Consider the following 25,137-nt stretch of genomic DNA (forward strand, 5'->3'; position numbering starts at 1 on the left):
ACATAATAATAAGATAGTATCACTATTAAAATAGAATTAATAAGATTTTTGTGAGAACTAATTAAAATCTATTAATAATGAAATTAAATTTAAACAAGATCTCTGTACTGCTTTTAGTACTTGTAGCGCAAATAACATTTGCACAAGAGAGAACCGTTTCTGGAATTGTTTCTGACAATGCAGGTATCCCTCTCCCAGGGGTAAGTGTATTGATAAAAGGTACAAAAACGGGTACACAAACTGACTTTGATGGATCATACTCAATCAAAGCTGAACCAAGTTCAACAATAATTTTTAGTTATGTTGGACTAACAACTAAAGAAGTGTCAGCTAGCTCTACAAAAGTGAACGTAAAGCTATCTAGCAACTCTACTGAACTACAATCTGTAGTAGTTACCGCCTTAGGTATTAAGAGAGAAAAGAAATCTCTTGGTTATGCTACTCAACAGATAAAGGGGGATGATTTAACCAAAGTAATCACAGGTAACTTAGCAAATTCATTATCAGGAAAACTTTCTGGTGTTGCTATTAAAACTAGTGGTAACATTGGAGGATCTACAAACGTTTTGATTCGTGGAATTAAATCTCTTACAGGAAACAATCAACCATTATGGGTTGTAGATGGAATCCCTTTAAATAATGACAATACAAATTCACGAAACCAAACAATTGGAATAGGTGGATTTGACTACGGAAATAGTGCTTCTGATATTAACCCTGACGATATCGAAACAATGAACGTTTTGAAAGGTACTGCAGCGTCTGCTTTATATGGTTCTAGAGCTGCTGGAGGTGTAATTATCGTTACAACAAAAAAAGGTTCTAAATCAAAAGGACTAGGCGTAACTGTAGACAGTGGAATCACAATAGGACACGCAGATAAAAGCACTTTGCCACATTATCAAACTCAATATGGAGCTGGTTACGATTCTACATTATATCCTAATACTGACATAAACAACGGAGGTAGCTATCCAGTAGCTCCAACTGAACCAGATCAATCTTGGGGAGCACCATTCAATCCAAATCAATTAGTATATCAATGGAACTCTTTCTACCCAACTCTACCTACATATGGTAAAGCGACTCCTTGGGTTGCAGCAAAACATTCTCCAGTAGACTTTTTTGTTCCAAGTACAACTTACACTAACAATGTTGCTATTGCAGCAGGAAATGACAAAGGAAATTTCCGTTTGGCTTATTCAAAATTTGATCAAACTGGAATATTACCAAATAGCCACTCTAACAAGGATAACTTTAATTTCTCATCAAGTTATAATTTAAGTTCAAAAACTACAATTAACGCAACTGCTAATTACGCTAAAACTGGTTTACTTGGAAGTAATGAAACTGGTTATGGAAGTGGAGGTAACAACATCATGACTAGTTTTAGACAATGGTGGGAAACCAACGTAGACATTAAAGATTTAAAAAATGCTTATAATATTACTGGCCAAAATACGAGTTGGAATATTACTGGTCCAGATGATTTCACTATTAACTATCACGACAATCCATACTATCAAAGATACAACAACTACAACACTATGGATAGAGACCGTTTCTTTGGAAATTTTGGTTTAACATCTGAACTAGCCAAATGGTTAAGTGTTACTGCAAAAGGATCTATAGATACTTACTCGCAAATACAAGAAGAAAGAGTTGCAGTTGGTTCAATGAGAGCAAATGGAAGAGTAGGATTTTATTCTGTATTTGACAAATCATTCAGCGAATACAATACAGATTTGATCTTTAATTTCAAAACTAACATTACTGAGAATTTAACTTTTGCCGGTATCCTTGGAGGTAACATCAGACGTTCTAACACAAGAACCATTTTCGCTACAACTAACGGTGGATTAGCAACACCAGGAATATACTCATTGAATAATTCAAAATTAAATATTTTATTTCCTGCACAATCTTTAATTACTTTAGGAACGAATAGTATTTACGAAAGTGCAACATTTGGATATTTAAACACTTTCTTCATAGAGGGAACTTTTAGAACAGATGCGTCTTCTACATTACCAAGCGGCTCAAATGTATATAGCTATCCTTCTATTTCAGGATCTTATATCTTTAGCAATAGTATAGATGCAGATTGGTTAACTTATGGTAAAATACGAGCTAATTACGCAGAAACAGGAAGTGATGCTAGCTTTGCTCAAATTCAATCTACTTATGACAGAGGAGATAACTTTGGTAGCACTGCATTATTTTCAAATGAAAATACAAAGAAGAACCAAGATCTAAAAAGCGAGCTTACAAAAGGTACAGAAATTGGTTTAGAAATGGCATTCTTTAAGAGAAGAGTAGGATTTGATGTATCTTATTATAAAACAAACACTACCAACCAAGTAATGAACGTTATACCAACTGCTGTAACTGGATATACTGGTAAAGTTATCAATTCAGGAGACATTCAGAATGAAGGTTTTGAAGTTAGCTTAAACGGAACAATTGTTCAAACAAAAGACTTTTCTTGGGATGCAAGAGTAAACTGGTCAAACAACAAGAGTACTGTAGTTAGCTTATCTCCAGGTATAAACTCAGTTACTATTGGAACATTCAACTTAAACACTAGTGTAGTAGCTGAAGTTGGACAACCTTATGGACTTATAAAAGGATCTGGATATGTTTATAGCGCAAATGGTGAGCGTATTGTTCAACCTGACGGGAACTATGCCTCTAGAGCTGGGGTAACAATAGGTGATATCAACCCTGATTGGATTGGTGGGATAAATAATAGCTTCAAATACAAAAATCTAAGTTTAAGTTTCTTAATCGATGTTAAAAAAGGTGGAGATGTATTCTCATTAGACCAAGCTTACGGACAAGGTTCAGGACTATATGACAGTACAGTAGGTACAAATGATAGAGGTTTCCCAATTAGAAACACGCTTGCAAATGGTGGAGGTCAAATCTTACCAGGAGTACAACAAACAACAAATGCTGATGGTAGTGTAACAACTACTCCAAATACAGTATATGCTGCAGTAACAACAGACGATGGTTATAGTAATCTAGGAAATAATTCATTCCCTACTCAAGCATTTGTTTATGACGCATCTTATGTAAAGCTTCGTGAAGTATCATTAAGCTACCGCTTACCTTCATCAATATTACACGGAACACCTTTTAACGATGTAAACTTTACTGTAAACGGTAATAACTTATGGATCATTAGCAAAAATCTTCCTGATGCAGATCCTGAAGCAGGTTTTTCTTCTGGAAATTTCCAAGGAGTACAGACAGGTGTAATGCCTACAGTTAGAGAAATTAGCTTTAATGTAAAACTTCAATTTTAAAAAAATGAAAAAAATAACAATAGCCACCTTTGCAATTAGTAGTTTACTCTTTTTGGCTTCATGTTCTTCTGACTTAACAGAATTAAATGATAACACAAAAGCATTTACAGTAGCTACTCCTGCCTCATTAATGGCAAGTGCACAGAAACGATATGCTGATTTTTTAGCAAATGCAGATGTAAACCAAAACAATTTTAGAATGTATGCCCAACAGTCATGTCAAACTGAATATGTTGAGGAAGCCAATTACAACATGACAATAAGATCAATGAGTGATAGCAACTACATTAATCTTTATCGTGATGTTCTTCAAGATTTAAACAATGCTGAGCAAATCCTCAAAAAGGAAAAGACACTTAGTGACGAAGAAGTTCAAATACAAAAAAACAAAATTGCAATATTAGAAATTCAAATGGTAAATGCTTACCAATCTTTGGTTGACATATTTGGTAATATGCCATATTCACAAGCATTAGACATTAACAACTTAACACCTGTATATGACAATGGCGAAACCATCTATACAGATTTAATTAATAGATTAAACATTGCAATTGCAAACCTTGATACACAATCAACCAGTTTCGGAAGTAGTGATTTAGTTTACGGAGGAAATGTAGGCAAGTGGAAAAAATATGCCAATTGTGTTAAATTAAAATTAGGAATGCATTTAGTAGATGTTAATCCTGCTACTGCAAAAGCAACAGTTGAAAGTGCTTATAACTCTGGTTTGATTTCTTCTAATGGTGACAATGCTGTGTTTAAATATCTAAATGCAGATCCGAATGGAAATCCTTTTTTCAATTTATTCAATGGAAATCCTCACTATAATCCAACTCAGTTTTTGGTAAACACTTTAAATGGATTAAACGACCCGAGAATTGATAAATTTTTGGATCCTACTTCAAAAATAGGTGGAGTTTATGTTGGAGCAGTATATGGCAAAAAAAGTTTATATAAATCTTCATCAAGTTTAAATCCACAATTTAGAGTACGTGAACTTCCTTGTCTAATCTTTGATTATGCTGAAACAAATCTACTTTTAGCTGAAGCAGCGGAAAGAGGATATAATGTAGGGGGAACAACAGAGTCTTACTACGACAAAGGAATTACTGCAAGTATGGCTTATTGGGGTGTAGCATCAGCTGATGTAACTAACTACTTATTACAACCAAGTGTAGCTTTTGCTACAGCAACAGGAACACCTATTCAAAGAATTGCTAATCAACTATGGATTGCTTACTTTAATAGAGGTTTTGAAGCGTGGACAGAATATAGACGTCTAGATTATCCAAACTTACAAGCTCCTCCAACTGCTGTAGCTGCAGCAAACGGAAAAGTACCTGTAAGAATGATTTATTCTCACTTAGACAAATCGCAAAACAGCACTAATTATGCAGCTGCTTCAGCTGCAATTGGTGGAGATTTAATGACTACTAAATTGTTTTGGGATAAGAACTAGAGTTATACACTTACCCATACATTCAAGTAAGTAAATAAGTAAATAACACTATAATAAGGTAAAATCCATTGAACCTTTTTGAATTAGTAAACAAATTAGCGTTACCCTCCTTTGAAAACACCAAAGGAATTACAAAAAAACTACTTTGGATACATTATGGGTAAGTAAAATATTACCCTTTAAAAAAACATTTTTTTAACCACCGCAATGCGGTGGTTTTTTTATTTAGAACAACTTATCTTTCTACATTAACTTATTTTAATCTCTATTTTGAACTGAAAAAAAACTAACTATCGAGATCAATTATTACTCATCTTTATGGTCATATGATTCATCTCCGTTTTCGATATTATCTGATGATTTATCATCAATATATTCATAAACAACATTTGAATGAGAGCTAAAAAATGAATGCTTTTCTATTTGAACTTCCTCTTCAACTTCTGGTTTTGGTAAATTGACAAAATTGCCATTTTCGTCAAAACGCTGCATGAATTTATCATTTGATGGATCGTAATCAGGATGTTCCCAATCGTATTTTATTACTTTTTTAAATTCTGTTTTTTTATAAAAAAAAGTAAGAACCAAGCCTGCAATCAATCCTGACAAATGCCCCTCCCAAGAAATGGTTTCATCAATTTTTGGAAAAACATACCAAACCATTCCACCATAGAGGACCACTACTGTTAGTGACAAAGCTACTAATCGATAATATTTGGTTTGTATTCCTTTAAAAAAAATAAAAGATACCAATACATAGATTAAACCACTAGCTCCAATATGATAATTAGTTCTTCCAATAATCCAAGTTATTGCTCCGGAAAGCAAAATTCCATATACTATTATCCCCAATGCCTCTTTCCTGTAAAAAAAGAATAATGCTGCCAAAAGTACTAGCAATGGAATCGAATTATTGTAAAGATGCTCAATATTGGAGTGAATGAATGGGCTAAAAATAATGCCTTGTAATCCTGAAAAAGTTCTTGGCAAAATTCCGTGATTATCAAAATCAAAACCAAAACGAATTTCTAACCAATATATAAACCACAGGAATAAAACAAAAAAAAGCGGCACTCCTACTACTGCATTCGTAAACTTAAAATGATTTTCTTCCATTTTTATAGAGTTCTTAGATTATTAGTCCATTTATATTGTTAGACTTATAAAACAAATCAAAAATGTGTCCAAAAGCAATTTAATGTTATTTTGTCATATAAAAAATCTCTGTTATGAAAACAAAAGCCGTAGCCCTGATGGAAATGGAAAGCCCGCAGTCTTGCTGACTTAAATTTTTTGTGTTTGAAAAGCGACTGAAAGAAGCTCTTACAAACACTTAAAAATTTTGTCAAAAAGACGAGGACTTGAAATGTACAGCAGGAAATAGCTCCAGAAAAATATAGTTATAAAAACTGAAAATTGTGTAATTTTACCACATGGAAGCACCACTAGCAGAACGCATACGCCCTCAAAAACTCGAAGACTATATCAGCCAATCCCATTTGGTTGGCCCAAATGGTTCGTTGACCCAACAAATTACTAAAGGAATAATCCCTTCCTTGATTCTTTGGGGACCTCCTGGAACGGGAAAAACGACTTTGGCACAAATCATCGCTCAAGAATCCAAACGCCCATTTTATGTTTTAAGTGCTATTAATTCAGGAGTGAAGGATATTAGAGATGTAATTGAGAAAGCGAGACAAAGTGGTGGTTTATTTACTGCCAAAAATCCAATTTTATTTATTGATGAGATTCACCGCTTTAGTAAATCGCAGCAGGATTCATTATTGGCTGCAGTTGAAAAAGGATGGATTACACTCATAGGTGCTACTACAGAAAATCCGAGTTTTGAGGTTATCCCCGCTTTATTGTCTCGTTGTCAGGTATATATTTTGAATGCGTTTACTAAAGCTGATTTGGAACATTTATTACAGAGAGCGATAAAAAAAGACACCTATTTAGCTACAAAAAAAATTGAATTACTTGAAACAGAGGCTCTACTGCGTCTTTCTGGTGGCGATGGACGCAAACTATTAAATATTTTCGAACTGGTCGTAAATGCCTCCGCTGAAGACCAAATTTTGATTACCAATGACCGAGTTTTTGAATTAGTACAACAAAATACAGTTTTGTATGACAAAAGCGGCGAACAACATTATGACATTGTTTCGGCTTTCATAAAGTCGATTCGAGGAAGCGATCCTAATGCTGCTGTTTATTGGTTGGCAAGAATGATTGAAGGTGGTGAGGATGTAAAATTTATTGCCCGAAGAATGCTGATTTTATCCAGTGAAGATATAGGAAATGCAAATCCTACGGCTTTTATTATGGCCAATAATGCTTTTCAAGCTGTATCAACTATTGGATATCCCGAAAGCAGAATTATTTTGAGCCAATGCGCCATTTATCTTGCCACTTCTCCAAAAAGTAATACCGCTTATATGGCAATAGGTACCGCTCAACAATTAGTAAAGCAAACGGGTGATTTACCAGTACCTATTCATCTGCGTAATGCTCCAACTCAATTAATGAAAGAGTTAGGTTATGGTGAGGAATATAAATATTCACATGATTATGCCAATAATTTTGCAGAACAGGAGTTTTTACCAGATTCCCTAAGCAATACTCCTATTTATATTCCAGGTGCAAATTCTAGAGAAAATACTACTCGGGAATTCTTAAAAAATAGATGGAAAGACAAGTATGGTTATTAAAATTAGGATTGCAGATTTTAAAATCTTATTGTTATACAATTGATTAAAACTTCACTGCAACTTTCTCTGATATTAAAGTATCATTTTGATAATATTCAAAATACCATTGATTGTTTTTAGATATTAAAACCCCTTGCAAAGTTCCTTTTGTAGCTGAGTAAATAGTTGGATTCGTAGTTTTGTATACTTTCATAACCACTTTTGGCGTATTGTCTACTAACTGATATCCATTTTTAATAGGCTGTGCAAATAACATATTAGCCTCATTTAAATCTGCATTATCAGGCACATTTACAGCAGTCGTTGCAGCTACTACAGCAGTTGTTGTTGCTGGCGCAATTACTGAAGTAACACTGTCCGTTTTTGGACTTTTTACAGCCCCTCCATTATATTTATAATGCAAGGCATAAATAGATATGAAAGCATCATTTAAAGCTTCTGCATAAGCCACATCAAACTCTTTTTCTCTACTTTTACCTATTTCCGATTTAAAAACGATTTTACCATAACAATCTTTGAAAGTGACATACAATTTAGTTACCATAAATCCGCTTTCTTTAGAGACATCAACATTCAAAAGACTACATCTATCGTTATATTCATTCGGAATAGTTTCATTAGTATAAAAAGCAACAAAACCAGCTTTCTTCAAATTAAATTTTGTCAATGTATTAAGTCGGTATCCATTTTCCTCCTTTATAAAATCATACTTTGTTGGAACTATAACTGCTATATAATCATTTATAGATTGAGAAAAACCGTAGTTTACTACGAATAACAATAGAAAAAGAAATTTAGGTTTCATATTTTATAAATATTTTTTTAGTTCTAATAAATGATTTACTTGCTTAATATTTTGTTTTACTTGTATTCTCTTGTCATTAAAAAAAATTGCATCAAGACCAGCATCAAGTGCACCTTGTACATCAGCCTCTAGACAATCTCCAATCATGACACTATTTTCTCTATTGGCTTGAGCCAAATTGAGAGCATATTCAAAAATAATAGGATTTGGCTTTTTAACTCCTGCCATTTCAGAATTAGTAATCGTTTTAAAAAAACCGCCAATATTAGAATTGTTGATTTTTTTATACTGCACATCGGCAAAACCGTTGGTAATAATATGTAATTTATACTTTTTCCCTAGATATTCCAGCACTTCTATTGTTCCGTCAAACAAACGATTATTTTCGGGCAAAAGTTGAATGTAGTCATGCGCTATACTATCTATTTGGGCGTCCGAAACAAAATACTCCAGCGCATCAAATGTATGTTTAAGTCGGTTATACCTTAACTCAGCATGGGTAATTTTATCATACTGATATAATTTCCAACAGGCTTGATTGATCGGTGCATATTTTTCTATAAAATCGGCAATTTCGATTGTTGGGTGATCTTTCTTTAAAATAACTTCGAAAGCCAATTCGGAATTGACATCAAAATCCCAAAGTGTGTGATCCAAATCAAAGAATATATCAGTTATTTTATTAGCAAAAGACATGAATGGTATTATTTAAAAATTCGTTTATCGAAAGGAAAATCGGTTTGTTCAGTAATTTTAATTTTATAAAAATCAACATGATATGGATTAATCAAAAAATTAAAATCTCCTTTTACTACCGCTGAAGGCACTTTCAAAACACAAGCTTCGTTTCTTCTTATAAAATCATCTCCCAAAAGAGGTGTCTCAAAGGTACAAGGAAAAACATTCCAATCTATATTAACTTTACTGATATCTAAAATTTCAACAAAAATATCATCTGGAATATCTATTGTTAGCATAACAAAATCATTAGGCAATGTTGCTAGCGAAAGGTGAACCAAAACTTCGGCCATTGCTAAAGCTCTGCTGTGTGCACAATAAATAATCTCGGTTCCTTTTGAATTCCAACGTGCTCCCGAAATTGATGCTCCTTTTCCGGATAACTCAATCGGGTATTTTTTGCGTGTTAATCGAAAAACTTCCATTAAACAAAAATCCCTTGATCTATTTTATTCAGTTCATTAACCACCATTTCTTTGCCGTATGAATCTCTGAGTAATTCAATAGGTTCTAAATTTCCAAGTGCAAATGAAGGTGTGTTTAGCCATAAATAAAATTGCTCTTCCGTATCAAAAACAGCATTTCCCAAAGAAGTTACCTCTGCCAATTCTAATATTTTTTCGGACTGTAGCGGTTTGAAAATAAAATCCTCTTTGATTTTATTTCTTTGAAGTGATTTTGTAGAAATCCCTAAGAAAGAAGCCCAGTTCTCCTCACTAAAAGGAGTTATCTCTTTTATTAAATTAAAAAGTTCATAGGGAATTCCTTCTCGAATAGCATGAATGATTAGCATTCTGTTTTTTAAAAACTCATCATAGGTGATTTTCTTATTCAAAAGCTTATATCCTCTATCCTGCTCTACTCTTTTAACCAAAACTTGAACAGCTTTATCAATAGCTCCAGTTGATTTTAATTTTATTGCTTCCATAAACGAGACATTTGACTGTAAATGTAAGACAAATGTCTCGCTCGCGCAAGTCTTTATTAAAATATCCCTTCATCAACAAAACTATAATACCCCTTTTCTGTTATAATTACGTGATCCAAAACTGGAATATCCAATTGTTGTCCTGCAGTTTTAATCTTTTTAGTTATTTGTATGTCGGCATCACTGGCTTGCAATTTACCCGAAGGATGATTATGTGCCAAAATGATAGCTGCCGCATTTTGTTCAAAGGCAATTTTAAATACAATACGAACATCAACAACCGTTCCTGTCATTCCGCCTTTACTCAATTGTGTTTTAAAGAGAATTTTATTTGAATTATTCAAGAATAGAACCCAAAATTCTTCGTGTGATAACTCCCCAATTATCGGTTGCATAACTTCGAAAACCGCTTTGCTGGACGTTATTTTTGTCAACTCGATTACATCTTCGCTCCTTCTTCGTCTTCCCAATTCCATTGCTGCTACAATCGAAATCGCTTTAGCCTCTCCTATTCCTTTAAAATTCATTAACTGTGCAATAGATAGTTTTCCTAAGGCATTCAAATTATGGTCAACACTGGCCAAAATTCGCTTACTCAAATCCACGGCAGATTCGTTTCGACTCCCAGATCCAATCAATATTGCTATCAATTCAGCATCACTCAAAACACTTCTGCCTTTGAGCATTAACTTCGCACGAGGTTTATCGTCTTCTGACCAATCGGTAATAGGTAAAACTTCTTGCTCTATAAAAGAAAAATTAGTATCGTCAAAAATCATAATTTCTAAAATTAAATTTATCCCCTCACAACTCTTACATTTGAATATTAATATTCAAATGGATAAGTTTTTGCTAAAATATTAAAAAGAGAAAAATCGTACAACAAAAAATCATTTTTAACTTATAAAATTTATAAGAAAAACTCCTTAAAATAAAAAATGTGCCAACTGTATAAACAATTGGCACATTCTCTAACTATCTAATTGATAAATTACGCTATCAACCCTTTTACCTCATCAAAATTCAATCCCCCATAATTTCCAGAACTCATCAATAACAAAGCTGAATTCTCTAGATTTAGGTTAAACAAATAATCTTTGAAATCTTTTGGATTAGTATAAATAATCAGATCTTCTCTATTGAAAGCCTTAGCAATTTGCTCATATGTCACTTCTTCTAACTGCTTAATTTTAACAGCATCAGGCGAATAAAAAACCACTGCAACATCTGCATATTCTAGTGCGCCTTCATATTCTTTCAAAAACTCAGCATTCAGGCTGCTATAAGTATGTAATTCCAAACAAGCCACTACTGTACGATTTGGATATTGTTCTTTTACCGCTTTAGTAGTTGCAGCAACTTTGCTAGGTGAATGTGCAAAATCCTTATAAGCTACTTTGGTTTTACTCTCAGCTATTTTCTCTAAACGTTTAGATGCTCCTTTGAAGCTGGCAATCGCTTCATAGAAATCAGCTTCATCTACTCCCATGTTTTGACAAACCCATTTGGCTCCTGCCAAATTATTCAGGTTATGAGCTCCAAACACTTCAATAGGCATGGCTCCATCAGGAGTTTCTAATAAAGTTACTCCATCATTTACAGTATATTTTGGGGTATGATACGCTAATTTTCGTATTGGGTTGGTTGCTTTTTCAGCAACTCTTTTTACTTCAGAATCGTCTTCATTGTAAACCAAAATTCCTCCATTAGTAATTTTATCAATAAAGATTTCAAACTGTTCTACATAAAAATCATAGGTTGGAAAAACATTGATATGATCCCAAGCTATCCCAGAAATCAAAGCAATATTGGGTTGGTACAAATGAAATTTAGGTCTTCTGTCAATTGGTGAAGACAAATACTCATCTCCTTCTAAAACCATAAAATCATTTTCTTCGGTAAGATGTACCATTGTATCAAATCCTTCTAATTGAGCTCCCACCATATAATCAACTTCGATATTATGGTAATGCATCACGTGCAAAATCATGGAAGTTATTGTTGTTTTCCCGTGAGAACCACCAATAACTACACGTGTTTTATTTTTAGACTGCTCGTATAAAAACTCTGGATAAGAGTATATTTTAAGTCCTAATTCCTGCGCCTTTAAGAGTTCTGGATTATCTGCTTTGGCGTGCATACCAAGGATTACGGCCTCAATATCGGCTGTGATTTTTTCTGGAAACCAACCCAACTCAGCTGGCAAAATTCCTTTTTTATCTAATCTTGATTTTGAAGGTTCAAAAATAGCATCATCACTTCCTGTAACTTGATATCCTTTGTTATGTAGTGCCAATGCTAAATTGTGCATTGCGCTTCCGCCTATGGCAATGAAATGTGTTTTCATTTATTGTACTTTATATTGCTTTTATCTAATAATCGATTACTCTATTGCTTCTTATTTTTATACTCTTCCCAAACCTTGTTGGCTTTATCAGGTTGCTTCATTTTATTTTTATACAGATCAGCCAATTTTTGATAACAAACTTTGGACTTCCCTATTAAAATGGCTCTTTTATATTGTTCTTCGGCATCAGAATATCTATTGAAATATTCCTCAATACGACCTCTGGACAAATACCCGTCTACCGGAGATAATTCCCTTAATTCCGTTGAATATCTGATAGCCTTAGATTCACTTCCTCCGGCAATACCCGGTAATTGCAAATACAATTCAATTAATGCCCAGCGTGCTTCTATATGTTTTGGATTTAATGCTATAGTTTTTTCAAACGAAGATCTCACTTCGCCAATCATTCCCAAGGCTTTAAATTTACTAACTTCTGTAGTTTTCATTGCCAAAGCACCTCCGTACTTGTAGAAAAAATCAGCCTCAGTGGGTTTCAATGTTTTTAGTTTTTTATAATAGATAATTGCCTTATCCCAAACCTTATTGTATGCAGAAATATCCCCTAAATATTCAAGGGCTTTAAGGTTTGACGGGTTGCTTTTTAGGTAACTTTCAAGAATGGGCTGCGCTTGCTTGAATTTCCCATCAACGAACAACTTTTCCCCTTTTTCAAAAGATTGGGAAAACAGGAACAGTGGAAATATAAAAAAAACGCTTAGCAGTAATTTCATCCTCCAAAAATAAAGAATTTCTAAAAGAATTGAGGTCTTTTAACCGAAAAATAGAACGCAGAATTAAATCATTCTTCTTGCAAAAAACTTTGCCTAACACTGATTTTAGCCATAAAAAAAACGCAAAATTATTGACTTTTGCGCTTTCATATTACTCTCCTTCAAATGATCTTTTTAATTTGCTGGTTCCACTTGCGTACTTACCGCAATTCTGTTCCATGCATTTATTGTGACAACGGCCATTATCAGCTGAGCAATTGTGTTTTTATCAAAAAATTGTTCCGCCTTTTGATACGTTTCTGTAGATAAACCTCTATTGTGAATCAAAGTAATTTCTTCTGTAATTGCCAAAATCACCTTTTCTTCTTCCGTAAATAAACTGGTTTCACGCCAAGCGTTTAATAAAAAAATACGCTGGGTAGTTTCACCATATTTTAATGCATCCTTCGTGTGCATGTCTATACAAAATGCACAACCATTGATTTGGGATGCTCTTATTTTTATTAATTCCTTTTGTGTATTAGACAATTGGGTAGTTGCCAAATAACCTTCTAAAGCATACATAGCTTTTATTGCCTGAGGTTCTACATCATTGATGTTTATTCTTTTTTCCATTTTTATTTTGTCTTAAATTAACAACTCAAAAGTCTGAAATATAAAACAGAAAAAACTTAAACTGGTTTAAGAACGGTTTTTATTTCTGATTTCGCTTAAATATTCCGGAGAAAATCCTAAAAAAGAAGCAATCAAATATTGAGGAATCCGTTGCACAAATTCAGGATGCGCATTGTACAAATGATAATAAGATTCCTCTTTAGAAAAATCATACAGGTATTTTATTCGCATCTGTGAAGCTGCATAAGACCGCTGGTAAACGAATCTAAAATAACGTTCCATTTTCGGGAATTCAATCAATAGCTTTTCTTGTGCCTCACGGTCAATAATTAAAATTTCTGATTTTTCAACCGCTTGAATATAAAACTCTGTTGACATACCTCGTTCGAAAGCAAAATTGTCAGTAATCCACCAACTCTCTATTGCAAATTCTGTGGTTTGCTCTGTACCTTTTCTATTGATGAAAAATTTTCTCAAACAACCATTCAGAACAAAATAATGTGATTTGCAAATCTGGCCTTCTTCAAGCAAATTTTCTTTCTTCTTGACTTTTTTAATCTGAAAAAAAGCTAAAATACCTGAAAATTCCCAATCCTCTATTTCTATGAATTTTTCTAAATGTTTCTTGAATATCTCAGACATGATTTCTCTTCAAATTTAATAATCATTCAATCCCTTACCCTCAAGAATTTGCGGCATACATTTTTCAACTCTTGACTCACGAGTTTTGGATTGTTTAGGCGCCGAAAAATGTAACATATAAGCTCTTTGTCTTCCTGGTGTTAAGGCTTCGAACGCTGCTTTCAAAGCAGGTAATTCCTCTAATTTCTTTTGAAATTCTTCTACAAGAATAAATTCTTCTGTTTTTTTGAATTTCACTTCCAAACCTGCTTTTTCTACTTCAATAGCTTCATAAATATAGGCTTTCAATACAGCTTCCTTGTCTACTATTTCCTGAATATTTGTGAACCGAATCTGGCGTGCAGCCTGTACATTCTTGGATTGCTGAATCAAAATACCTTCAGAATCATTTAACAGTGCTCCTTTAAAAAACAAAAAAGCGCAATATTCTTTAAACTCATGAATTAAAACAATATTCCTTCCTTGAAGCGTATAACAAGGACTTCCCCATTTCAATTCTTCGGTTAGCTGACAATCAAGGGAGATTCTTCTTAATTGCTCCAATTCAGCCTGCCACTTTTGGGAATTATTAAAATAAAAATCAACTTTAGGATTCATACTATTTGTTTATTAATTAGCGGTAATAATTTTTAATAATGATATACGTGGATATATCATTATCTTTTTAAATTTCATTTTATACTTTATCCTGAGTTAATTTGTATAAAAATATTTCTTCTGTGTCATTAGGAAGCGTTATCGTTTTTTCAAACTTAAGTCCAATTTTCATTAGTAAATCCTGTGATGCTTTATTATTTTTAGAAGTAATCGCGCTAATCTGATTTAATTTAAAATCATTGAAAGCAATTTCATTTATCTTACTCACACTTTCATAAGCATAACCCATTTTTTCGAAGTCCGGAAGTAATGCAAAACCAATATCGATTCCTTCAACACCCTCTCTATCGTAAAAACCACAACAACCTATTTTTTCGCCATCATGCTTTCTAATTATGGTATAATTACCATAACCTAGTCTTTCAAATTGTGGAGCGATTCTGGTTTTAATATAATTTTCGGCATCATCAATAGTATTAACTTTTCGATCACCTATAAACTCTATCCATTTTGGAGTATTTAATAGCTTTAAAATGAATTCAGCATCTTCTTCAGTTGTAGGTTTAAGAATCAATCTTTCTGTTTCAAATGTTTTCAATCTCTACTTTTTTAAATTAAACAAATGTATTGGCACTCGGCAAACTTGTAAGTTTTATATCATATTATTTTCTGCTAAACGAAAATACAAATTAAAATTAAAATTTCATTAAAAACTCTAATCTTCCCAAAAACCAACAACAAATGACTATAAATCAATAATTTATACTTTGCTGTTGTTTTAAAAAATCCTATTTCTAGTTTTATCCAAAATAAAAAAGCTAACTCTTGGATGAAGTTAGCTTTTTCATTTTGTAGAATAATTATTACCTCTCTCTATACTGTTAGCAATGTGATTCCGGACATGTCTGCTTTTCCATTTTTTAAAAAAGCATAAGTCATCTTGTCTACTTTACAATCAATAAACTGGATTCGTTTTAACTTCTCATTGTTCTTAAAGAACGTGTTGATAAGGGTTGAATTCTGGAATTTAACTCCGTTAAATGCGCAATTTTCAAAAAAACAGTCCTTAAATATCCCTTCGAAAACTATATCGGTAATCTGTATTTCATGAAAGGAGGTGCGATTCCATACCGCATTTTCTATTGTGTTTTTCAGAAAAGCACCAGATTTGATAGTCGCGCTGGTAAAATCAGCACCCGAAAAATCACACCCCTTGATACTGTTTTCAGAAAACTCAGTTTCCCTCAAAGAACAGTCCTTAAAGATATTGTTGACTAAGTTTGAGTTCTGAATGTTGCTGTTACTGATATTGGAACTTGTGAAGTCACAACTATCAATATTATTGCTTTTTAGAAGTAGTCCCGACATATCTGAGCCAACAAACAAGGATCTTTGCATACTAGAATATCTCAGCTTTTGGTGCAGATTTTTCAACCCGGAAAAATCATTGTCCACCAAGTTCTCACAGGACATATTCCAACTAAGCTTGTTTTCCAGTTCGTCAGAAGGTAATTCAATTGGCTGTTTTGCCAGAGACTCAACAGATGTAACTTCAGTAGTTGTAGATTGAAAGTTTTCTGAAAAATAGTTGAGATCTACACCCAAGATTTCAGCGAGACGGTTAAGAGTAATTATGTCTGGCATAGATTCTCCGCGTTCCCATTTCCCAACTGCTTGTGGGCTAATGAATAAATGCTCAGCGAGCTGTGCTTGGGAAATATTAATTTTCTTTCTTGCTTCGGTAATTTTATTACCTATCATATTAGACTTTAACATACTTAATTTATTTATATTTTTTTTGATTAAACTACCTGACAAAGATATTTCGGATACATTTTTATAATCAAAAAAACACAGCTACTATTAGTTGTAAATGCGCTACTTATAGTTGTTTCACCACAACCATCAGTTGTATTTACCTGTATTTAATAACTATACTATTCTATAAACAAAAAACACTGTTATTAAATTGTAATTGGGGCGGATGGAGATTTCTTCGAGTTCCGATTAAAAGCACTAATTTTAAAAAATTCAAAATCTTATCAAACCAAAGTAAGCAGCAATATATTAAATTATTTTTTTGCAAATTTCACCCATTTTTGCTCGAAATAAATTGTTGCAATTTTAATCTCGTCTTTTATAAGAGCTGCTTTTACAAATGAATTCTCCTTACCTATATATTTTAATTTCATATCATCCATCGCGCTCGTTTCATAATACGAGCCGTACTTACAATTTGAAGGGTTTCCTTTTACATCAAAGGTCCATATAGATAGTAAAATCATTTTTTTAGAATTCTTATTCGGTTTTTCATATCCAAAAATCCGACACTCTCTTTGCATTGATGAGTAAAGTGACATAATGCTATCCTCTCTTGAGATCTCTATTTTATTTACAAGATCGCTTTCTGTCAAAATGTATTTTTCCCAATTGGTATTTTCTTTCTCCCAAGTAATACTATCTTGATTTATCCTTTTTTCAACACCTTTTTTATTAGTCTGAGAATAGCTTTTATAACCAATAAGGCTAAATAAAAATAAAGCTATAAATATTCGTTTTGTCATTCTTTACTACAGTAATTATTAAGTTGAGATTAATACTTCATCTCTTTGTGGCAATTCTTTTACTAGTCTAAAAGTATTTTCCTTGCAATGCATCGATGATTATTTTATGATCTTCTTCGTCGTGAAGTCCTGATACCGTTATGGTAGCTATCATTCCCGCATTCTTAATAAAAATTGGTATTGAACCGCCTTTTGCAAGAAAATCTTTCTCGTCTAGTCCAAATGTTTTTTCTAAAGTCATATTACCATCTTTCAAATCGTTTTTTACACTTAAAGAACTTTCTTCAAATTGTTTTGCCACATTCGCTTTACGTCTAAGCCAATTATGTTTATCAACAGGAAGATGGTCATCAACATAAATAAAGACAGTATGATTTAATCTACATACTTCAACTGCAATATGCTGATTACGACTTTTAGCCAAGTCTATAATTTTCATGCCCATTTCAAGGGCAATTCGGTTAGAGAAACTATCCAATTCTATTTTCTTGAGTACTTCTTTTTCGGTTTTATTCTGTGCCATTGTCGAAACATTTATTGCAAAAGTTAGTATTAAAATCAAATATTTGTTTACCATTTTATTTAAGTTTTAAAAGTTTATCATGTCAAAATCTTCAAAGATTTACACGACAAACATCAGAATTACTCTTCAAATATAATTGATTTAAAACCAATTTCAACACCATTTATTATTTCTAAACCTAATCAATTCCCTACACATCTACAGTTGCAATTCTAATTTCGGGCTTCTTTTCGGCCTGTTGTTTCTTGAAAACTTCTCGCCTATAGCTTAAAAACAAAGTACTCGTTCAATTAAGCCATAAAACTATTTAAAAAAACATATTTCTGAGAAGGTAACATTATGGAATTATATCACGACAATTACTTTACTAATCAATTACAAATCACATAGTTCCATTTTTTATATACAGATAATACTAAGAATACGTTTAGATAACATAACGGTCTTATTTTCGTAAAAACTAAAAATGAAAAGAAAAAGAAAAATTCCGCTGGTAGTCATAAGTGATATTCACTTAGGAACTTACGGATGCCATGCCAAAGAATTATTACAATATTTAAAATCGATAAACCCTCAAACATTGGTGCTTAATGGAGACATCATTGATATGTGGAGTTTTACCAAAAGATACTTCCCTGCCTCTCATATGAACGTATTGAGGCAAATTATAAAAATGTCAAATCTTGGCACTCGTGTTATTTACATTACTGGAAATCACGATGAGGCTTTACGAAAATACTCTGATTTTATTTTAGGCAATTTCGAGTTAGTAGACAAACTAATTCTAGACTTAGACGGCAAAAAAACATGGATTTTTCATGGTGATGTATTCGACTCTTCTACTCAAGGCTATGCCAAAATACTCGCTAAACTAGGCGGAAAAGGTTATGATTTACTGATCCTAATCAATAGTTTAATCAATTGGTTTTTGGGTGTTTTGGGCAAAGAAAAAAGAAGCTACTCTAAAATGATCAAAGACAGCGTTAAGAAAGCGGTTTCCTTTATATCTAATTTCGAAACTACTGCTGCCGAAGTCGCCATTCAAAAAAAATACAGCTATGTAGTTTGCGGACACATTCATAAACCTCAAATGAAGGAGATAGAAAATGAACATGGAAAAGTATTGTACCTCAACAGCGGAGATTGGATTGAAAACCTTACGGCATTAGAATATAAAAAACAAAAATGGAGTCTTTATCATTATAAAACGGAACATTATAAAGATGTAGAAAGCCATGAGGAGAAAATAGTTAATGATATTGTCAACAAAATCCTCTCCTAAAAACCCTAAACAGTAAGTAATGAAAATATTTTACGCTATACAGGCAACGGGCAACGGACACATCAGCAGAGCTGTACAATTGTATCCTTATCTACAAAAATTTGGTGAGGTTGATTTTTTCTTAAGTGGCTGCAATGCCAGTTTGGACATTAATTTACCTATAAAATTCAAAAGTGAAGGTTGTAGTTTGCATTACAGTAAATGTGGCGGTTTGAATTATTGGGACATTGTCAAAAATGTAAAGCCAAGACAAATCTATAAAGATGCCGAAGCATTGCCCTTGAAAAATTATGATGTGATTATCAATGATTTTGATTCAATTACTTCATTAGCTTGTAAATTACAAAAAGTCCATTCAATACAATTTGGACATCAAGCCAGTTTTATTTCCCCTAATACACCCAGACCCGAAAAAAAGAATCTTATGGGTGAAATGATACTAAAGCATTATGCTCCCTCTCCAAAACACATTGGCTTGCATTTTGACAAATACGATGACTTTATCTATCCTCCGATTATAAAAGATGAAATCATGAATGCAGATCCCAAAAATGCAGGACATATCACTGTATATCTACCCTCCTTTCAACAAGATTGCTTAGAACGGGCATTCAACAGACTTCCTAATTTATCTTTCCATTGGTTTTTAGACACTGTAAAAACCAAACACACTATAAAAAACATTACTTATTTTCCGGTCAATCAAGAGTACTTCAACAAAAGTCTCATAAAATGTGACGGTATTATTACTGGTGGAGGATTTGAAACGCCTGCAGAAGCTTTGTATCTAGGCAAAAAATTACTCTCTATCCCTATCCGAAAGCATTATGAACAAGAATGTAATGCCGCAGCTCTCAAAAAACTGGGCGTTCCTGTTTTGTATGATGTTGGCCCTGATTTTGATTTGATTATTGAGAGCTGGCTTGATTCTCCTATAAAATGCCCAACAATGAAAGCCAACAATATTCACGAAACCCTGGAATTCTTATTTGATACTTATCATGATTAAGGACAATTTGTAATGCAGCTTAGCTCAAATTAAAAAATAGTTTCAACACAATTCAAAATGAAAAAGCCGTCTCATTTTTATTAATGAGACGGCTTTTTTTCAAAAGACGCACAACGGTGCTTCTCGACTATTTGATTATAGTCATTTCTTCAATAATGTTATGTGCTCCTGCATATTTGTCAATAATCCATAGTACATAACGAATATCTAAATTGATTGTTCTTTGTAGTTTTTTATCAAAGATAACATCTCCAGCCATAGCTTCGATATTACCATCAAAAGCCACACCAATTAATTCTCCCTTTCCGTTTAATACTGGAGAACCAGAATTACCACCAGTAATATCGTTATCAGTTAAGAAATTCACTGGCATGTAACCTCCTTTATCTGCATATTGACCAAAATCTTGTGCTTTGTTTAATTCCAACAAACGTGCTGGCAAATCAAACTCTGCATCTCCTGCTTTGTATTTTTTAACCATACCAGTCATTGTAGTATAGTTATTAATTTTAGCATCATTACGTTTGTCTGCAGGTAAAGCACGAACTTTTCCATATGTTAAACGCAAAGTAGAATTGGCATCTGGATACTGAATAGTATTCAACTTTGATTCTCTTAAACCTTCTACCAATTTGCGGTAAGCGATAGCGAAATCATCATCCGATTTTAATTGTTCTGGCGATTTAGCTCTGATTTTAGTCATCAAATCATTTGAGATTACATATAAAGGATCTGTTGCAATTGATTCAGCTTTTGGGTCTTTCATAAAAGCTTCAACCGATTCTTTTGTTCCAAAAATACTGGCTGTAGCTGCTTTATCAACATCTGCAGCAAAATTACCTCCATTAGCCGTTTTCATTGTAGCAATTACAGGAGCTAATCCATACTCTGATGCTTTAGAAGCATACAGATTAAGTTGTGCTGTCAATACGTCTTTTTCTAATGGTGCATAAAACTCTCCATAATAATTTTCGATTAAACTATTAATTTTAGGAAGCATTTCGGTTCTTTTGGCTTCATTCTCTTTATAATAAGCAATCAAAGCATTTCCTAATACAGACGGACCAGCACCATAAGAAGTAGTTCTCATTAATTGAGAAAGATAATTATCATGGCGTGATTTTAAATTTGTTTTGGCATAATAATCATTTATTGTAGCAATTACGTTTCCGTATTTTTCTTTATTCTCTGCCTTATTTGCCCAAGTATTAAACTTAGCTTCTTCATTTGACTTTGTACTAGCTGTTTTCGCTTTAGTCAATGCATCGATCATTCCTTGACGGTTTTTCCAGTAATTGGCAGTTGATGCATATTTAGAAGCATATTTCAAGTTTATGGTTGCATCTTTGCTCATATACTTTTTCATGTTATCCATTCCGGTTTTTGCACCTTCAACCCATGCAGGATAAGCATATCCAACGTTTTGAGCTATCCCTCCTGATGGCATCCAACGGTTTGTTCTTCCTGGATAACCCAAAATCATGGCAAAATCATTCTCTTTTACCCCTTTTATACTAATTGGTAAATGGTGTTTTGGCTGTAAAGGCACATTGTCTTTAGAATATTCAGCCGGATTTCCGTCTTTATCTGCATATACTCTAAACATAGAAAAATCTGCTGTGTGACGAGGCCATTCCCAGTTATCTGTATCTCCACCAAATTTCCCAAGACTTTCTGTAGGTGTTCCTACCAAACGAACGTCTTTATAATCTTGGTATACAAAATAATAATACTCATTTCCTTGAAAGAAAGGACGAACAGATACTGTATACTTTCCTCCTTCATTGTTTTCTTTTTCTATCAAAGCTATTTCTTGCTGAATCGCTTTATTGCGTTCTGCCTCGGTCATTTTATCATTTACTTTTGATAAAATTCTTTTAGAAACATCATCCATACGAACAAAGAAACGCACGTATAATGATTTTGGTTTCAATTCAGCACTTCTATCTTTAGCCCAAAATCCGTTTTTCAAATAATTTTGCTCTTCTGTAGAAAGTTCTGCAATGGCATCGTATCCGCAATGGTGATTAGTCAATACCAAACCATCTTTCGAAACGATCTCTGCTGTACACCCACCGTTGAATTGCACTACAGCATCTTTCAAACTATGGTGATTGATACTATAAATTTCTTCGGCTGTCAATTGCAAGCCCATTTTTTCCATATCTCTATGGTTTAACCTTTCGATAAACATTAAAAACCACATTCCCTCATCAGCTCTCACAGGAAAAGCCATCAAGCTCATGGTTAAGAATAACACAATTTTTTTCATAAATACTCGCTTTTTGTTTTAAAATAGAAGCTGCCATTTCTAATTGCTAATTTGAATCTCGGCAATTTTCTATCTGAATAATTTTTTAAGTGATGCGAATATAAATCATTTTCGCAATTCAAGACTAATTATCCACACAAAATCAAAAACAAACCTTTAATTGCCAACTCAATTTTATGAATTTTGTAATAATTACAAAAAAAGGTGCTCTATTGCTAGAACACCTTTTGTTATAAAAAATTTGAAGTTTTACTCATTCAACATCTTCCATAGTTTGTCTTTCAATTCAGTCAAACCTTGTTGGGCAACTGATGAGATAAACATATATGGAACGTCTTTGAAGGCAACATCTAATTCTACTTTCAATTCTGCTTTCAATTCATCATCCAGCATATCGCATTTTGAAATCACCAATAAACGTTCTTTATCTAGCATTTCCGGATTGTACTTGGTTAATTCATTCACTAGAATATCATACTCTTCTTTGATGTTTGGAGTATCTACCGGAACCAAAAACAATAAGGTCGAATTACGCTCTATATGACGCAAGAAATAGTGCCCCAATCCTTTTCCTTCGGCTGCTCCTTCTATAATCCCTGGAATATCGGCTATTACAAATGATTGAAAATCTCTGTAAGCTACAATTCCAAGATTTGGTTTTAATGTTGTAAAAGGATAATCAGCAATTTTTGGTTTTGCAGAAGTAATCACTGATAATAAAGTTGATTTTCCTGCATTTGGGAAACCTACCAAACCTACATCTGCCAATACTTTAAGTTCCAAAATCACGTCCATCTCTACACCTGGCAAACCCGGTTGGGCATATCGTGGTGTTTGATTGGTTGAGCTTCTAAAATGCCAGTTTCCTAATCCTCCTTTACCACCTTTTGCGAGTATTTTTTTCTCACCATCTTCGGTAATTTCGAACAGAACTTCTCCGGTTTCTTTGTCTTTCACAACTGTCCCCAATGGAACTTCGATGTATTTATCATCACCATCGGCACCTGTGCTTCTATCGCCTCCTCCATCACCACCGTGACCTGCTTTGATATGACGAGCAAATTTCAAGTGAAATAAAGTCCAAAGTGCCTTATTTCCCACCAAATAAATATGTCCACCACGACCTCCATCTCCTCCATCTGGACCTCCATATTGGATGAATTTTTCTCTATGCAAATGCGTAGACCCCTTTCCTCCTTTACCGGAAGAAACATAAATTTTTACGTAATCTACAAAATTTCCCTCTGTCATTTTTATTTGTTTATATATAGCTTCATGTTTAAAATTGATTACCGTTCTGCGAACCTGAAACTTTTAAACATAAAACAAAATTTTCTACATTTTTAAAGCCTTAACTAATACTTTATCAATCTTTACGCCATCCATATCAATGACCTCTAACTCAAATTTTTGCCAAATCAACTTTTCTCCTTCTTTTGGGATATGTGATAGCTCTGTCATGATTAATCCGCTCACTGTGGTCACTTCATAATCATTTATCAAATCATCCAGTTCGAAATAAGTAAGGAAATCATGCAACGAATAATGCCCGTCTACCATCCAAGTTCCGTCCTCTCTTTCGATTAACTGAAAATCGTCTTTATAAAAATCTGAGGCATTACCAACTAATGCTTCAAGAATATCATTTAAAGTAATTACTCCTTGAAAAACTCCATATTCATCTGAAACCAATGCATAATGAATTCCTGTTTTTTTGAATTCCTCCAACGCTCTATAAGCTGTGGTTTGTTCCATCATAAAAGGAGCATCAGTCATAATTTCGGCCAAATTGAAACTTTCATTTTCAAAATGGGAGAAAATATTTTTCAAATTTACTACCCCTACAATATCATCATGGTTTTCGCCATAAACAGGATAAATAGAATGCAATTCTTTGAACATGGATTCCTTTACCTGATTCTTATCTGCCTGTAAAGGTAAAAGCACAACTGATTTTCTATGAGTCATCAACGAATTGATTTTTCGATCTCCGATATGAAATACACGTTCTACTATATCTTGTTCTATTTCTTGCACCTCACCCACTTCCGTACCTTCTTTGATGATGGCTTTGATTTCTTCTTCAGTTACTTTACCGTCTGCTGTGGGTTTAATTTGTAAAACATCCAATAAAAATTCAGTCGAAGTGGTTAGCAACCATATGAACGGCGCCGTAATTATCGATACCATTTTCATTGGTAATGCCACTGCTTTGGCAATTCCTTCTGGATGATTTAACCCAATTCTTTTGGGTAATAACTCTCCTAATACCAAAGAAAAAAACGTTAATATCACAACTACAATACCTACTGCTATTGAATCTGCAAATGGAGCGAGTACCTTAAAACCTCTTATGAAGGCCTCAACATCTGCCGTGATTTTATCCCCACTGTAAATACCGGTAAGTATACCAATAAGCGTTATTCCTATTTGTACTGTAGAAAGAAATTTATTTGGCGAATTCGCTAAATCTAATGCGATTTGTGCGCTTTTATTCCCTTTTTTTGCAGCTGTTTCTAATCTATTTTTCCTAGCCGAAATTAATGCGATTTCCGACATAGAGAAAACCCCATTTAAGAGTATTAGAAAAAATATTA

The 25,137-nt window shown here is 33.4% G+C and carries 23 protein-coding genes; 5 read left to right on the forward strand and 18 right to left on the reverse strand.

Features of this window, described 5'->3' with window-relative positions; translation table 11 throughout:
- The first annotated feature begins 77 nt into the window (after positions 1-77).
- Positions 78-3,311 (forward strand): SusC/RagA family TonB-linked outer membrane protein, encoded by a 3,234-nt coding sequence (locus OZP08_RS00240; RefSeq protein WP_268847749.1) that lies wholly within the window; start codon positions 78-80, stop codon positions 3,309-3,311.
- Between the two features lie 4 nt (positions 3,312-3,315).
- Positions 3,316-4,773, forward strand: a complete 1,458-nt coding sequence (locus OZP08_RS00245) for a SusD/RagB family nutrient-binding outer membrane lipoprotein (RefSeq protein ID WP_268847750.1) — start codon at positions 3,316-3,318, stop codon at positions 4,771-4,773.
- Positions 4,774-5,079: 306 nt separating this feature from the next.
- Here OZP08_RS00245 and OZP08_RS00250 read toward each other — a convergent pair whose 3' ends face one another.
- Positions 5,080-5,889: a rhomboid family intramembrane serine protease gene (locus OZP08_RS00250; RefSeq protein ID WP_281322704.1), complete on the reverse strand. Its 810-nt coding sequence runs from the start codon at positions 5,887-5,889 to the stop codon at positions 5,080-5,082.
- Positions 5,890-6,206: 317 nt separating this feature from the next.
- Here OZP08_RS00250 and OZP08_RS00255 point away from each other — a divergent pair, with 317 nt between their 5' ends.
- The gene (locus OZP08_RS00255; protein ID WP_268847751.1) at positions 6,207-7,484 is read left to right on the forward strand and encodes a replication-associated recombination protein A; all 1,278 of its coding nucleotides are present in this window, start codon (positions 6,207-6,209) and stop codon (positions 7,482-7,484) included.
- 43 nt (positions 7,485-7,527) lie between these two features.
- Here the strand turns inward: OZP08_RS00255 and OZP08_RS00260 are convergent, their stop codons facing one another.
- The 14 genes from OZP08_RS00260 to OZP08_RS00325 form a co-directional block, all read right to left on the reverse strand.
- Entirely contained in the window at positions 7,528-8,289 is a 762-nt protein-coding gene (locus tag OZP08_RS00260) for a hypothetical protein (RefSeq protein ID WP_281322705.1), read from the reverse strand.
- Between the two features lie 3 nt (positions 8,290-8,292).
- Positions 8,293-8,985, reverse strand: coding sequence for a YjjG family noncanonical pyrimidine nucleotidase (locus OZP08_RS00265; RefSeq protein WP_281322706.1), 693 nt, complete (start codon positions 8,983-8,985; stop codon positions 8,293-8,295).
- A gap of 8 nt (positions 8,986-8,993) precedes the next feature.
- The gene (locus tag OZP08_RS00270) at positions 8,994-9,452 is read right to left on the reverse strand and encodes an RES family NAD+ phosphorylase (protein ID WP_268847754.1); all 459 of its coding nucleotides are present in this window, start codon (positions 9,450-9,452) and stop codon (positions 8,994-8,996) included.
- Positions 9,452-9,955 (reverse strand): Xre family toxin-antitoxin system antitoxin, encoded by a 504-nt coding sequence (locus tag OZP08_RS00275; protein ID WP_268847755.1) that lies wholly within the window; start codon positions 9,953-9,955, stop codon positions 9,452-9,454. The genes OZP08_RS00270 and OZP08_RS00275 overlap by 1 nt, the downstream gene beginning before the upstream one ends.
- A gap of 56 nt (positions 9,956-10,011) precedes the next feature.
- Positions 10,012-10,734: a RadC family protein gene (gene radC / locus OZP08_RS00280; RefSeq protein ID WP_281322707.1), complete on the reverse strand. Its 723-nt coding sequence runs from the start codon at positions 10,732-10,734 to the stop codon at positions 10,012-10,014.
- 212 nt (positions 10,735-10,946) lie between these two features.
- A complete protein-coding gene (locus tag OZP08_RS00285; RefSeq protein WP_268847757.1) occupies positions 10,947-12,302 on the reverse strand; it encodes a UDP-N-acetylmuramate--L-alanine ligase in 1,356 nt (451 codons plus the stop codon).
- Positions 12,303-12,343: 41 nt separating this feature from the next.
- Positions 12,344-13,036: a tetratricopeptide repeat protein gene (locus tag OZP08_RS00290; protein ID WP_281322708.1), complete on the reverse strand. Its 693-nt coding sequence runs from the start codon at positions 13,034-13,036 to the stop codon at positions 12,344-12,346.
- Positions 13,037-13,210: 174 nt separating this feature from the next.
- On the reverse strand, positions 13,211-13,651 hold the full coding sequence (locus OZP08_RS00295) for a carboxymuconolactone decarboxylase family protein (protein WP_268847759.1): 441 nt from the start codon (positions 13,649-13,651) through the stop codon (positions 13,211-13,213).
- A gap of 66 nt (positions 13,652-13,717) precedes the next feature.
- The gene (locus OZP08_RS00300; protein WP_268847760.1) at positions 13,718-14,293 is read right to left on the reverse strand and encodes a Crp/Fnr family transcriptional regulator; all 576 of its coding nucleotides are present in this window, start codon (positions 14,291-14,293) and stop codon (positions 13,718-13,720) included.
- 15 nt (positions 14,294-14,308) lie between these two features.
- Positions 14,309-14,890: a YdeI/OmpD-associated family protein gene (locus OZP08_RS00305; protein WP_281322709.1), complete on the reverse strand. Its 582-nt coding sequence runs from the start codon at positions 14,888-14,890 to the stop codon at positions 14,309-14,311.
- 79 nt (positions 14,891-14,969) lie between these two features.
- Complete coding sequence (locus tag OZP08_RS00310; RefSeq protein ID WP_281322710.1) at positions 14,970-15,488, reverse strand: GNAT family N-acetyltransferase; 519 nt, start codon at positions 15,486-15,488, stop codon at positions 14,970-14,972.
- Positions 15,489-15,763: 275 nt separating this feature from the next.
- Positions 15,764-16,666 (reverse strand): helix-turn-helix domain-containing protein, encoded by a 903-nt coding sequence (locus OZP08_RS00315; RefSeq protein ID WP_268847762.1) that lies wholly within the window; start codon positions 16,664-16,666, stop codon positions 15,764-15,766.
- A 296-nt stretch (positions 16,667-16,962) separates the two neighbouring features.
- Entirely contained in the window at positions 16,963-17,454 is a 492-nt protein-coding gene (locus OZP08_RS00320) for a hypothetical protein (protein WP_268847763.1), read from the reverse strand.
- Between the two features lie 67 nt (positions 17,455-17,521).
- A complete protein-coding gene (locus tag OZP08_RS00325) occupies positions 17,522-17,977 on the reverse strand; it encodes a heme-degrading domain-containing protein (RefSeq protein WP_281322711.1) in 456 nt (151 codons plus the stop codon).
- Between the two features lie 466 nt (positions 17,978-18,443).
- Here OZP08_RS00325 and OZP08_RS00330 point away from each other — a divergent pair, with 466 nt between their 5' ends.
- Positions 18,444-19,259: a UDP-2,3-diacylglucosamine diphosphatase gene (locus OZP08_RS00330; protein WP_281322712.1), complete on the forward strand. Its 816-nt coding sequence runs from the start codon at positions 18,444-18,446 to the stop codon at positions 19,257-19,259.
- Between the two features lie 19 nt (positions 19,260-19,278).
- Positions 19,279-20,268 carry a glycosyltransferase family protein gene (locus tag OZP08_RS00335; RefSeq protein WP_281322713.1) on the forward strand — a complete coding sequence of 330 codons (990 nt, stop codon included), beginning with the start codon at positions 19,279-19,281 and terminating at the stop codon, positions 20,266-20,268.
- A 127-nt stretch (positions 20,269-20,395) separates the two neighbouring features.
- Here OZP08_RS00335 and OZP08_RS00340 read toward each other — a convergent pair whose 3' ends face one another.
- From OZP08_RS00340 to OZP08_RS00350, 3 genes are all read right to left on the reverse strand, one after another.
- The gene (locus OZP08_RS00340; RefSeq protein WP_281322714.1) at positions 20,396-22,540 is read right to left on the reverse strand and encodes a S46 family peptidase; all 2,145 of its coding nucleotides are present in this window, start codon (positions 22,538-22,540) and stop codon (positions 20,396-20,398) included.
- 249 nt (positions 22,541-22,789) lie between these two features.
- Positions 22,790-23,791, reverse strand: coding sequence for a GTPase ObgE (gene obgE / locus OZP08_RS00345; RefSeq protein WP_268847767.1), 1,002 nt, complete (start codon positions 23,789-23,791; stop codon positions 22,790-22,792).
- A gap of 84 nt (positions 23,792-23,875) precedes the next feature.
- Positions 23,876-25,099, reverse strand: a complete 1,224-nt coding sequence (locus tag OZP08_RS00350) for a hemolysin family protein (protein ID WP_281322715.1) — start codon at positions 25,097-25,099, stop codon at positions 23,876-23,878.
- Positions 25,100-25,137 lie beyond the last annotated feature (38 nt).

Origin of the sequence: Flavobacterium aestivum, assembly GCF_026870175.2 — a bacterium.
In the GTDB taxonomy this organism is placed as follows: domain Bacteria; phylum Bacteroidota; class Bacteroidia; order Flavobacteriales; family Flavobacteriaceae; genus Flavobacterium; species Flavobacterium aestivum.